This window comes from Catalinimonas locisalis, from assembly GCF_038039535.1.
Taxonomy (GTDB): domain Bacteria; phylum Bacteroidota; class Bacteroidia; order Cytophagales; family Cyclobacteriaceae; genus Catalinimonas.
In genome coordinates this window covers 101,664-114,803 of record NZ_JBBPHP010000010.1, presented here as the reverse complement: position 1 = coordinate 114,803, position 13,140 = coordinate 101,664, and the positions used below count along the sequence as shown (strand labels likewise).

13 protein-coding genes are annotated in these 13,140 nt (G+C 42.0%); all 13 read left to right on the top strand.

Annotation, left to right across the window (positions count from 1 at the left end; translation table 11 throughout):
* The first annotated feature begins 3 nt into the window (after positions 1 to 3).
* On the top strand, positions 4 to 1,485 hold the full coding sequence (locus WJR50_RS14980) for an ATP-binding protein (RefSeq protein WP_341294110.1): 1,482 nt from the start codon (positions 4 to 6) through the stop codon (positions 1,483 to 1,485).
* Positions 1,486 to 1,497: 12 nt separating this feature from the next.
* On the top strand, positions 1,498 to 1,956 hold the full coding sequence (locus WJR50_RS14975; RefSeq protein ID WP_445223467.1) for a response regulator: 459 nt from the start codon (positions 1,498 to 1,500) through the stop codon (positions 1,954 to 1,956).
* A 9-nt stretch (positions 1,957 to 1,965) separates the two neighbouring features.
* Positions 1,966 to 3,420, top strand: coding sequence for a hybrid sensor histidine kinase/response regulator (locus tag WJR50_RS14970; protein ID WP_341294109.1), 1,455 nt, complete (start codon positions 1,966 to 1,968; stop codon positions 3,418 to 3,420).
* Positions 3,421 to 3,501: 81 nt separating this feature from the next.
* The gene (locus WJR50_RS14965) at positions 3,502 to 5,079 is read left to right on the top strand and encodes an arylsulfatase (protein WP_341294108.1); all 1,578 of its coding nucleotides are present in this window, start codon (positions 3,502 to 3,504) and stop codon (positions 5,077 to 5,079) included.
* A gap of 78 nt (positions 5,080 to 5,157) precedes the next feature.
* Positions 5,158 to 6,075, top strand: coding sequence for a nucleotidyltransferase family protein (locus WJR50_RS14960; RefSeq protein WP_341294107.1), 918 nt, complete (start codon positions 5,158 to 5,160; stop codon positions 6,073 to 6,075).
* Positions 6,076 to 6,083: 8 nt separating this feature from the next.
* Positions 6,084 to 7,253: a phosphotransferase enzyme family protein gene (locus WJR50_RS14955; RefSeq protein ID WP_341294106.1), complete on the top strand. Its 1,170-nt coding sequence runs from the start codon at positions 6,084 to 6,086 to the stop codon at positions 7,251 to 7,253.
* A 128-nt stretch (positions 7,254 to 7,381) separates the two neighbouring features.
* On the top strand, positions 7,382 to 9,193 hold the full coding sequence (locus WJR50_RS14950; protein ID WP_341294105.1) for a sodium:solute symporter family protein: 1,812 nt from the start codon (positions 7,382 to 7,384) through the stop codon (positions 9,191 to 9,193).
* A gap of 169 nt (positions 9,194 to 9,362) precedes the next feature.
* Entirely contained in the window at positions 9,363 to 9,587 is a 225-nt protein-coding gene (locus WJR50_RS14945; protein ID WP_341294104.1) for a DUF433 domain-containing protein, read from the top strand.
* Between the two features lie 107 nt (positions 9,588 to 9,694).
* A complete protein-coding gene (locus WJR50_RS14940) occupies positions 9,695 to 9,910 on the top strand; it encodes a hypothetical protein (RefSeq protein ID WP_341294103.1) in 216 nt (71 codons plus the stop codon).
* Between the two features lie 511 nt (positions 9,911 to 10,421).
* Entirely contained in the window at positions 10,422 to 10,925 is a 504-nt protein-coding gene (locus WJR50_RS14935) for a PQLLE family protein (protein WP_341294102.1), read from the top strand.
* On the top strand, positions 10,919 to 11,053 hold the full coding sequence (locus WJR50_RS14930) for a hypothetical protein (protein WP_341294101.1): 135 nt from the start codon (positions 10,919 to 10,921) through the stop codon (positions 11,051 to 11,053). Before WJR50_RS14935 ends, WJR50_RS14930 begins: the two co-directional genes overlap by 7 nt.
* A gap of 195 nt (positions 11,054 to 11,248) precedes the next feature.
* Complete coding sequence (locus WJR50_RS14925) at positions 11,249 to 11,863, top strand: RNA polymerase sigma-70 factor (protein WP_341294100.1); 615 nt, start codon at positions 11,249 to 11,251, stop codon at positions 11,861 to 11,863.
* A gap of 145 nt (positions 11,864 to 12,008) precedes the next feature.
* Positions 12,009 to 13,034 carry a FecR family protein gene (locus WJR50_RS14920; protein WP_341294099.1) on the top strand — a complete coding sequence of 342 codons (1,026 nt, stop codon included), beginning with the start codon at positions 12,009 to 12,011 and terminating at the stop codon, positions 13,032 to 13,034.
* Positions 13,035 to 13,140: the final 106 nt, after the last annotated feature.

The window sequence follows — 13,140 nt, the reverse complement described above, 5'->3', positions numbered from 1 at the left end:
ATTATGCATCAGACTTTTGACTATTCTACCAAGCTCGTAGAAACTATTATGGATAATACAGATGATGGTATTATCCTTTTTTCTCCCATTTATGACCAGCAAAAAGAGATCGTTGATCTTAAGTACGTTTTTGTAAACCGGGCTGCTGAGAACCTTATAGGAAAAGATAGAGAAACATTACTGAATACCAGTATTCTTAAAACTTATGAAGATCATAACTACTCCAACCTTTTTGACTCATACAAGCAGGCATTTATAAGCGGGGAGGAGTTTCGTACAGAAAAGTACTATACAGAAGAAGGCCTGCATAAATGGTATAACATCATTGCCAAAAGATGCGAATCTATTCTTCTGGTAACGTTTAACGATATATCAGGCTTCATGGCTTTGATCAATGAAAAAAGCCGCAGTGAAAATTTGTACAGAACTTTGATCAAAAGTCTACCGCATGCAGAAGTAGCACTGGTAGACGAAGAGTTGAACCTGCTACTTTCCGATGGAGCAGCACTCAAAGCTTTTGGTCATCAGGAGGCACTTCCCGAAAAAACAAATCTTGCTGATATACTTTCCAGTGAAGAAAAAGAAGAAATACTACCCGTAGTGAAAGCTTGTCTAAAAGGAAAAATGAAGAAGCTGGAAATAGAAAATGAAGGTGATCTATACCGCTTGCATTTCATTCCTGTAAAAGACGATGAACGTAAAATATTCGCGGTACTGATTGTGGCAGAAGACATTAATATCTTTAATTTTTCTAATGACGAGCTCAGAAATAAAATTTATGAGCTGGAAAATGCCAACCAAAGCCTGGAGCAATTTGCCTATGTAGCATCGCACGATCTACAGGAACCTTTAAGAAAAATCAGAGCATTTGGTGATAGATTACAAACCAAATATCAGGAACAATTGGATGATACCGCGCAGGATTATATCAAAAGAATGCAGAATGCTGCCAGCAGGATGCAGAAACTTATAGACGACCTGCTGAAATATTCACGGATAGGGAGGTTTCAGGACCCTTTTCAGGAAGTAAATCTTGATGAACTGATAAGCAATATTGTTGAAAACCTGGAAGAAAGAATTGAAGAAAACGATGCAAAAATAGAGGTAAGTGAGTTACCTACTGTATTTGGAGATACCAGCACTTTGGAGCAGTTATTTACCAATCTACTAACCAATGCGCTCAAGTTCAAAAAAGAAGAAACCTCGTCGGAAATTAAAATATGGGCTGAAAAAGTTGAAGAAGAGGGAGAGGTAGTATACAGGATTTTTGTAAAGGATAATGGAATTGGTTTTGATGAAAAGTATCTGGATAAAATCTTCAATATTTTTCAACGCCTGCATGGACGAAACGAATATGCTGGTACAGGGATTGGCTTAGCCATATGCAGAAAAATCACTGAAATACATGGAGGCAGCATCACCGCAACATCAAAACCGGGTAAAGGGGCTACATTTATTGTGACCCTACCCGAAACAGATAAATAATAACATTTATAAATGATGAGAAACGATCAGGCAAAGACGATCACAATTCTGATGGCAGATGATGATCCTGACGACAGGATGCTTACTAAAGAAGCGCTTATGGAGAATAAGCTGGCGAACGATCTGCATTTTGTGGAAGATGGAGAAGAACTAATGGATTACCTGCTGAAAAGAGGAAAGTATAATGATGATAATGCACCAAAGCCAGGACTAATCTTGTTGGATCTCAATATGCCCAAAAAAGATGGCCGTGAAGCACTTACTGAAATAAAAGCTGATCCGAGTCTGAGGCGTATTCCAATTATTGTTTTGACAACTTCCAAGGCAGAAGAAGATATTTTAAAAACCTATGACCTAGGTATAAGCTCGTTCATTACCAAACCTGTTACCTTTGATGACCTTGTAGAGGTAGCCAAAGCCATTGGCAATTACTGGTTTGGTATAGTGGTTTTACCCAATGATAAAGATTAAGCGATAGCAATGTTAAGTGAAGTAATTGAGATCTTGGTAATAGATGATGATGAAGACGATTTTGTGATAGTCAAAGACTTGCTCTCTGATATTAAAACCAATCAATTTTCTGTCAGGTGGGAAGCAAACTATCAGCAAGGGCTCAAAGCTATTCAGAACCAGAATTCTGATATCTACCTGATTGACTACCGCCTTGGTGAAAAAAATGGCCTGGAACTCCTCAAAGAAGCAGTAAAATTTAAACCCGGAAAGCCGGTGATTATGCTCACCGGACAGGGAGAGCCGGAAATTGACTTTCAGGCCATGCAAATTGGAGCAGCTGATTATCTGGTAAAAGATGCTATTGACTCACAAAGCCTGGAGAGAAGCATTAGGTATGCGCTTAGCAATGCCACTGCAGTAAGAAAGTTATACGAACAGGAGAAAAAATATAGAGTACTTTTTCAACAATCTCTAAATGCTATCTTCATTACAGATGAATCTCAGGCTCTGGTAGATGCTAATCCCGCTATGATAGCTCTTTTTGGGTATCAGAAAGATGAAATTCTTCAAAGCAGCTTAAGCGACTTGTTCGTAAAAGATGAGGCATATGCAGCATTTCAGACAAAAGTGAAACACGAAGGCCACGTCCGAGATATGGAGGTGTTATTAAAAGACAAAAAAAATAAGGAACACATCTGCAATATTTCTGTAACCCGGCTATTGGGACCGGATAACCTTCTGATGGGCTATCAGGGCATTATTGAAGATATCTCGGAAAGAAAAAAAGTACAGTTGGAGCTGATTCAACTAGAAAAGCTGATTATGACAGGTAATATCGCCCGGAGTATTGCTCATGAGGTACGCAATCCGCTGACAAACATTAACCTTGCGTTGGAACAGTTCTCTTTTGATGATCTGGATGATGATACCTTTGAAGTTTATCTGGAGATTATCAAAAGAAATACCAAGCGTATCAACCAATTGATCACTCAGATGCTGAAGTCTTCCAAACCTTCCAACCTAAATCTCAAAACCACTTCCATTAACGAAGTGCTGGAAATGGCTCTCAAACATGCCAATGACCGGCTGAAGTTGCAGGAGATCAAGGTAGTGAAGTTGTATGATCAGGAGTTGGGTAATATCTCACTGGATGAAGAGAAGCTTAGCATGGCATTTCTGAATATCATTACCAATGCCATTGAAGCTGTGGAACCCAAAAAAGGGGTAGTTACCCTTAAAACAGCCAAAAGTGGCTCCAAGCAAGTAGTTCAGATATGTGATAACGGATTGGGCATTGAAGCCGAAGAAGTTGGGAAGCTCTTTGATGCTTTTCATACTGGTAAGAAGGGTGGAATGGGACTGGGACTTACCTCAACTCAGAATATCGTTCATGCCCACGGAGCAAAAATTTCAGTAGATAGCACACCGGGAAAAGGTTCTTGTTTCACCCTCATATTTAACGAGACGCAGCCCTCTGTTTGAGCTAATGAGGTAGCATTATTTACTTGAATTTTGATCGGTACAATACACTCGCTATTTTGAGAAAAAACCTGACCAAAGCAAATGGATAATTCTACCTTGAGCTACATCCTTAACTTTTTTTTAGCAATAATTCTTTTAAATGCCTGCCAGAATAAGCAGCAAGAGGAAGTTGCAGGACAAGAAGTACAACCACCCAACATCATTTTTATCCTGGCTGACGACCTGGGCTATGGTGATCTCGGGGTGTATGGACAGGAAAAGATTGAAACGCCTAACATTGATGCGCTCGCTGAAAATGGAATGCGATTTACCCAGCACTATGCCGGTGCTCCGGTATGTGCACCTTCCCGATGTGTACTGCTCACCGGAAAACATATGGGACATGCCTATATTCGGGGAAATGATGAGTGGGGTGAAAGAGGTGAAGTCTGGGACTATGTAGCCATGTTTGAGGATTCCACACTGGAAGGTCAACGTCCTTTACCTGATACAACCACCACATTACCAGCATTACTCAAAGAAGCAGGCTATGCTACAGGAATGACTGGAAAGTGGGGGCTGGGGGCACCCAATACCTCATCCATACCCACAAACAGAGGCTTTGATTTCTTTTTTGGTTACAATTGTCAGCGACAGGCTCATACCTATTATCCGCTGCATCTTTATGAGAATGAGCACCGGGTGCTGCTGAACAATGATACCGTTCCTCCTAGTGTTGGTCTGGCAGAAAGTGCTGATCCTAATGATCCATCTTCTTACAGCAAGTTTACCCTAAACGAATATGCCCCCGAACTGATGTTCAATCAGATCACAAAATTTGTAGATCAGCATCAGGATGAGCCTTTTTTCTTTTACTGGGCCAGTCCCATTCCCCACATGCCTTTGCAGGCTCCTCAGCGTTGGGTAGACTATTATGTAGAAAAGTTTGGTAAGGAAGAGCCTTACCTGGGCGAAAGATCATACTATCCTCATATGCACCCCAAAGCAGCTTACGCTGCTATGGTATCTTATCTGGATGAAAATGTAGGTAAACTGGTACAGCAGTTAAAAGACCTGGGACTTTACGAAAATACGCTGATCATTTTTACTTCCGATAATGGCCCCTCATTCAACGGAGGAACAGAATCACCCTGGTTTAACAGTGCCGGACCATTCGCCAGTGAAAAGGGCAGAGGTAAAGGTTTTGTGTACGAAGGAGGCATCCGGGTACCTATGATTGCCAGCTGGCCCGCTCAAATCCAGCCCGGAACTACCTCAGATCATATCTCTGCTTTCTATGATGTGATGCCCACTCTCTGTGAAGTAGCAGGCGTTGCAACACCCGAAGATAGTGATGGTATCAGCTTTTTACCAGTACTGAAAGGAGAAGAAGCAAAGCAGCAGGATCATGAGTTCTTATATTGGGAATTCCCTGCTTATGGGGGGCAGCTTGCTATCAGAATGGGTGACTGGAAATTTATTCAGCAAAATTTGAATGAAGAACCTACACTTGAATTGTATGATCTGGCTACTGATCCTCAGGAAACGAACAATGTGGCCGATCAGCATCCTGAACTGATAGAAAAAGCAAAGGCCATCTTTAAGCAAGAACATACTACTCCGGCCATAGACAAATTTAGAATCCCTGCATTGGAGGCAGGCCAGGTGGGAGAGATATAATGGCTCAGGACGATTTTATTTGTGCTAAGCATAATCTTTGCTGAACTTAGCGCACCAAGAAATTAGAATAAAACCACAATGAATAAACCCACATTATTAGTCATGGCCGCTGGGATGGGAAGCCGTTACGGTAGTCTCAAGCAGATAGATCGCTTTGGCCCTTCCGGTGAAACCATCATTGACTATTCCATTTATGATGCGATTCGGGCAGGTTTTGGCAAAGTAGTCTTTGTCATTCGCGAATCCATAGAAGCAGAATTTAAAGAGATTTTCTACGGCAAATTCTCCGATAAAATAAAAATAGATTATGTTTTGCAGGAGCTGAACCGGGTGCCGGAAGGCATTAAGGTACCTGCTGAACGGGTAAAGCCTTGGGGAACCGGACATGCCGTGCTGGTAGCCGCTGACAAAATTCAGGAACCTTTCGCAGTGATCAATGCCGATGACTACTATGGTCAACAGGCACTTCAACTGATGGCTGTTTTTTTGTCCCAGATACAAAAAGAAGAGCATGCTCTGGTGGGTTACCGCTTGCGTAACACTTTATCAGAGCATGGTTATGTGTCACGGGGTATCTGCGAAGTGGATGGAGAAGGTTATCTGAGCAGTGTCACTGAAAGAACCCATATCTATATCAAGCCTGATCAAAAGGTAGTTTATGAGGAAGATGGAGAGGAAGTAGATTTAACCGGGGAAGAAGTCGCTTCTATGAATCTTATGGGCTTTGCACCTGCTGCTTTTGCACAGTTTGAAGTTTCATTTAAAGCTTTTATCAAAGAAAATGCCGGTGAACTGAAGAAAGAATTTTACCTGCCTACAGTGGTCAATGAGATTATCAAGACCGGGGATGCCAAAGTAAAAGTATTGAATACCACTGATAAATGGTTTGGAGTCACTTATCAGGAAGACAAGCTCATTGCCCAGCAAAAACTTCAGGAGTTGGTCAAGGCGGGAGTTTATCCTGAGAAGTTGTGGTCCTCAGGTAAAGAAAGGTAGACGTGCATATGAGTCAGAAAAGCAGCGAAGCGGATAATATCCGTAAGATCATCAGCCAGTTTAGCATTGGGGATGGTATTTATTCTTATAAGCCATTCGGCTCCGGCCATATCAACGATACATATCTCATTTATAGCGACAAAGCTGAATCGGCTTCTAAAGATGCTGGATTTCAGGATAAATTTCTTTTGCAAAGAATTAACCACGAAGTTTTTAAAGATGTAGAAGGACTGATGCAAAATATGCATTTGGTGACTTCTGAGCTTAAAGAAAAACTAAGCCTTGCTAAGCAAGAAATCTTTACTACCGTAAGTATCATTACTACCTATCAGGGAAAGCTGTATTATAGAGATGACCAGGGTAATTACTGGAGAATACAGACTTTTATTCCCAATAGCATCAGCTATGATACAGTTGCCTCCGAAAAGCAAGCTTATGAAGCAGGTTATGCTTTCGGAATGTTTCAGCTATTGCTTAGCGACATGGATGTCAGCAGTTTAAAAGAAACCATTCCCGACTTCCATAACATGGAGTATAGGTTCAGCAATCTGGAAAAAGCAATACAACAAGATGTGGCCGGTAGAAAAACTTCCGTAACGGATGAAATCAATTTTGCCATGCAGAGAAAGGAAAGCTTGGAAAGCCTGTATAAAAAAGTCAGGAGTGGAGATGTACCTATCAGAATTACCCATAACGACACTAAGTTTAATAATGTACTACTGGACCAGGAAACGCAAAAAGCAATTTGCATCATAGATCTAGATACGGTGATGCCGGGAGTAGCCTGGTACGACTTCGGGGATTCAATCCGCACAATCGTCAATACTGCCGAGGAAGACGAAGCGGATGTAGATAAGATTGAGGTGGATATGTCGTATTTCAGGGCATTTACTCAGGGATATCTCCAAGAGACTGCTCCTTTTCTCACGACCTTGGAAGTAGATCAACTGGCATTTTCATCTCAGTACATGACCTTCATCATGGGCTTACGCTTTTTAACGGATTACATCTCCGGTGATGTGTACTACAAAATCAAACATAAGCAGCAGAATTTGCAGCGAGTCAGAGCCCAGTTTCGCCTGGTCAGCAGGATGGAAAAGAAAGCCGAAGAGATGCAAGACATAGTGTGGCAGACCTTTCATCATTATCAAGACCAGGCTTCTTCATCCAAAGTATAAGGCTACATAAAGATGTGAACGAAAATTTCTCAGATCGCCCATTCACAAGAAAAGATGAGTTCTGATTGATGCATATCAAATTAAAAAACCTTTATTTGTAGAATCTAAATTACCACAACAACGATATAATGATTTTAGGCACACTTGACTGGACCATTATCATAGGTTTCTTTATCATCTCTTTACTTATTGGTTTATATGCTTCACGCACGGCTGGCCAAAGCGTCGCTGACTACTTCCTTTCCGGGCGAAATATGCCCTGGTGGTTATTGGGAGTATCCATGGTGGCTACTACCTTTTCCTGCGATACACCCAACCTGGTAACCGATATTGTACGACAGAATGGTGTGGCAGGTAACTGGGCATGGTGGGCTTTTCTGCTCACAGGTATGCTCACCGTGTTTGTCTACGCAAAACTGTGGCGCCGCTCCGATGTAACGACCGACCTGGAATTCTATGAACTAAGATACAGTGGCAAAATGGCGGCTTTCCTCAGGGGATTTCGTGCACTTTACCTGGGTGTGTTTTTTAATATCATGGTAATGGCCTCGGTATCCCTCGCTGTAATTAAGATTGGTGCGGTGATGCTCAACTGGCCTGCCTGGCAAACGCTTTTGGTTCTATTGAGTATCACCGGATTGTATAGTACAATTGGTGGCCTGAAAGGTATTTTGCTTACCGACTTTTTCCAATTTGCCATCTCCATGGTAGGTACTATCGGTGCCGCGATGATTTTGGTGAATCTGCCAGAGATCGGTAGTCTGGAAACACTGGTCAACCACGAGAATGTGGCTCCTAAAACCAATATCCTACCAGATTTTTCTAATATGGATATGGTAATCACTTTACTGGTGCTTCCAATAGCGGTACAGTGGTGGAGTGTGTGGTATCCGGGGGCAGAACCGGGAGGTGGGGGGTATATCGCCCAGCGTATGTTGTCTGCCAAGAATGAAAAAGAGGCTGTAGGTGCTACGCTGTTTTTCAATGCTGCTCACTATGCTTTGCGTCCCTGGCCCTGGATTTTGGTTGCCCTCGCTTCTCTGATCGTTTTCCCTACCATAGAAAGCATGAGGGAAGCTTTCCCCAATATTAATCCGGATATTATTCAAAATGACTTTGCCTACCCTGCCATGCTCAGCTATTTGCCCACTGGCTTTTTGGGTTTGGTAGTAGCTTCTTTGATCGCGGCATTTATGTCCACCATTTCTACGCAAATCAACTGGGGGTCTTCCTATGTGGTCAATGACTTTTACAAACGATTTGTGAATCCTGAAGCCACTGAAAAACAACAGGTAAATGTAGGTAGGATTTCCACTGTGCTTTTACTGATCGTTACCGGTTTGTTTGCGCTGCTTTTAAGAAATGCATTACAGGCCTTTGATATTTTGTTACAAGTAGGTGCCGGTACTGGTTTAATTTTCATCCTCCGCTGGTTCTGGTGGAGAATCAATGCCTACAGCGAACTGGCTGCTATGGTGATTTCCTTCCTGGTCGCGCTCTATCTTGAATTTTTACATCCTTTTACCGGAATGGAACTGCCCAGTACAGGAGGTAAGCTCTTGCTGGGAGTAGGAGTAACGACCATAGGCTGGTTGGTAGTTACTTTCCTGACCCGACCTACAGATACTGAGACATTAAGAAGCTTTTACAAAAGAGTATATCCCGGAGGTCCCGGCTGGAAAAAAGTGGTAGAAGAAGCAGAAAAGGAGGGTATTGAGCTGGATCAAAACCAAAAAGGCTGGGATGTACCCCTGGGTATTGTCTGTATGATTCTGGGTGTAATCGCTGTCTATAGTGCGCTGTTCGCTACTGGTCAGTGGTTGTATGCCAATCTTGGGCTTGCCTTATTTTTTACCGGACTCTCCATTGTCTCCTCATATTTACTATTCAAAGTATGGGGAAGAATGAACCGTAAGTCCAAGGGAGTATTGGCAAAATAAGCCACTGCAGTTTCCCCCCTCATCCTTATCGGCAATGCTTTGCTTCCCTCAGCGTTACCTGAAAGCGGCCAACGCTTCGGGAACGCTGAAGATGATTGAGTGTGGACTGATAGATAGACTTTCCAGAGATATAATGTTATATTGTGATAATCAATAATATAAAGGGTTTATGAAAATCTGGGAAGCTTTAGATGCAGTAGAACAAGATCCTGATAAGGTAAGCGGGAGATGGGTATTTCGTGGAACCCGGGTACCGGTAGCTGCTCTCTTTGAAAACCTGAGAGATGGAGCTACTATTGAGCAATTTTTGGAATGGTTTCCGGGCGTAAATCGCTCTCAAGTGGAGGCGGTATTAAATCATGAGGTCATATCATTGACTGATGGTCATTCATGAGGGTATTATTTGATCAGGGCACGCCTGTCCCCTTGCGCAAATATCTCAATAATCATAAGGTGGATACTGCTTTTGAAAAAGGATGGAGCGATCTTAAGAATTGAGATTTGCTCAGTAGAGCAGAAAAAGAAGGATATCATATCCTAATCACAACAGATAAAAACCTCCGCTATCAACAGAACCTTACTGGCAGACAGCTTTCAGTACTTGTCTTGATATCAACCTCCTGGCCCCGCATTCGCAGCAAGCTTCATAATATTCAGTCAGCAATAGAAGAAGCGAAATCAGGCAGCTATCAGGAAATACAGATTTGGGATCAATGATGATACTCTCTTTAAGTAAAGAATCTTCGTCCACCTGCAATGCGATTGAGTGCAATGGATACCCTTGTTGCGAAAAAAATACTACCATTCGGTGCTTTTTCTAACAAAAGTTGAAAAGAATACCCCTTAATTGACCAAAACCCTGTGGTTAAAGCAAAAGTTTTACTGACAAAACTTCAGAATATTATACTGCGAAAAACTGTTTTAACCTCAATTAAAGGCTTACCGAAGGTTAAAACTTTTGTTTCAGACATCGGGAAGCCCTTCCCTGCTGCTAAAACTTTTTTTTCAGGCCAGGGAGTCTGCTTCCCTGCCCCTAAAACTTTTGTCCAGGGAATCAGCTTCTGGGTGTCTAAAACGGCAGAATATGCCCAGGTTATTATATAATTATATTTATATATTATTGTATTATTTAAATTTTATTGCAAAGTAAAATTGCTGAGATTTTGTCAGAATTTAAATACCGGCAAAGGCATAAAATGCCTCATATTTAACTTAACAAGAGAGGTCAATGAGCAAGATTACATTATTACATTTACTGTTGACAGCCATCCGGACTGCATTACAGGACAGTGACATTCTGCGTCAGTTAGCAAAGCTAGGCTATGATGCCAGGATGCTCCGTGAAGGAGAAAAATTAGGCAATGCTTTTGGTGAGCTTATGCAGAAGCAGGAAGAAGCACAGCGCGGGGCTAAAGCAGCGACCCGAAACTTGCACAGTGCACAACAGGAGTTGCAGCACACCTATATGAGGCATGTGAGCCAGAGTCGTATTATTTTTAAGGACCAGCCGGAATATCGGGAAGAGCTAGGATTAGATGGACTACGAAAAAAAGCACTGGACAAATGCCTGAAGCAGTGTAAGGACTTCTATTACCACGCTCCGGCACACCTGGATGTTCTGGAAAATACAATATCAGCGGAAACGAAATCACAGCAATGCAGACCTTATTGGGTGAGATTATCAACTTGTATACCCATCAGAAGCAGGCCCATGGAAAGGCACAGGTGCTGACCCAGCAAAAGCAGGAGATGGGAATAGTGGTGGAACAATGGTATCGTAAATTTATCAAAGTAGCCCGCATTGCCCTGGATGAGCAGCCCCAGCAACTGGAAGTATTAGGCGTAGTAGTGAAAGCCTGAAAGGGGAGTTGAGAGTTAGGAGTTAGAAGCTGGAAGTTAAAACTTCAGTCTTCCGACTTCCAACTCCCATCTTCCAACTTCTGTCTCCCGACTCCTGACTTCTGTCTTTTATCTTCCTTCCTATACTTGTATCTTTGAGATTGCAAATAATAAATATTAGCGCTACTTTATTTTTCTAATCAAAGAAGGTAGGGATTGGAAGAAAATGAAATTAGTCATCTGGTAAAGAAAATTGCCCAAGGGGATAGCAAGGCTTTCAAGCTATTCTTTGATAAGCTATATCCCCAAATGTATCGCCTTGCCTTCTACTATGTCAGGTCAGATGTATTGAGTGAAGAACTTGTCTCTGATATTTTTATGAAGCTCTGGAACAACCGGCAGAAGCTTCCTGAGATACAAAAACTGGATTTCTATCTCTATCAGTCCGTCAAAAACCAATCGTTCACTTATCTGAAAAAGGAAGCCCAGCTTCCAATTGCTGATCTCACTATGCTCAAAAGCCAGCGGATTGAATACAATGAACCGGAGAGCATCCTGATTGCCAGAGAACTGGCAGTAAAGATTGAAGAGGCAATAAGTGATTTACCTGATAAATGTGAGATGATCTTCAGATTAGTTCGGGAAGAAGGTATGTCTTATAAGGAAGTAGCGGCCTTACTGGAAATTTCTCCTAAAACGGTAGAGAATCAAATGGGCATTGCCATCAGGAAACTGAAAGCTACACTGATTACCTACCAACACTCAAAATCAGATTCATCACATATTTCATTAGGATATCTCCTCATCCTTATGGATATCATTGCAAACTAATAATTACCGATTTGTTAATAAAGTATTTGATAAATGGTTCATATTAGCTTTGTAGTTGCTTTTTTGTATTTTTTTTAAATTTTTTCTCTTCTCTTTTGGGGGTAGTCTTCTTTATGGAAGTCTATCTGTACAAAAAGCCTTCAAAGTGAACCTGTATCTTCAACTGATTGCCAAAAAACTTTCCGGAGAGATCAATCCTGAAGAGGATGAAATTCTTCAGCTTTGGATCAATGCATCTTCAGAGAATGAGCTGCTTTTCCGCAGGTTGGAAGACGTATGGCACAAAGGGAAATTTGTGACCCGGGTCAATGGGCAGGAGCAAACCTACGCAAGGATAGCAGATCAATTAGGAATAACTCATGAAGAGGAAAATTCTATCCCAAATCACAAGTCTAAAGGCTTTGGAAAAGTGTGGCTTCGTGCTGCTGCTGTGGTATTCCTGATGCTTGGCGCTACGCTGTTTTTTGTATGGAAGTCTACCAACCCATCTCCTGAAGCAACGTCCACCGCTGAGAATAAGTCAGTCGTAAAGATCACAAAAAGTAATCCTCGTGGACAAAAATCCATCATTCAATTACCTGATGGGAGTGAGGTAAGGCTCAATGCGGAGAGCTATCTGGAATATCCGCAGGATTTTACAACATCCAGAGACATAAAGTTAGTGGGAGAAGCTTTTTTTGAGGTAAAAAGGGATACTGTGCATCCCTTTACTGTAACCAGCGGAGATATAAAAGTAACGGTGTTAGGTACTTCTTTCAATGTACAGGCTTTTCCCTTTGAAGAAGAAATGAGCGTAGCGGTGGAAAGCGGACTGGTGGAAGTAGAGAAGAAAGGCAATGGTGCTGCCCGTAAAATGAGCCAGCTCCATCCGCTGGAAATGGTGAGAGTCAACCATAAACGTGGAGATTTTGAAGTGAGCAGCTTTGATCCTGATGAAATCCTTGCCTGGAAAGAAGGAGTTCTGGTATTCCAGAAAGATTCATTTGAAGACATTATCCATAAGCTGGAACGCTGGTACGGAGTGGACTTTATCATCAAGAGAAGCATGCCGGTCACCGATGGATTTACGGGGCGCTATAATAATCCAAGCCTGAAAGTGGTGCTGGAAGGCATGAGCTATTCATCCGATTTTACCTATGTCATAGAAGGAGATACCGTCATTATTCAATAATCAAACAAATCAACCATGAAATACGACAGCAGCTAGCATCAACTCATCACACTAAGGTTTACTAAGCCACTACTAATACAAAAAATACATAGTAAGCCTCTTTAAC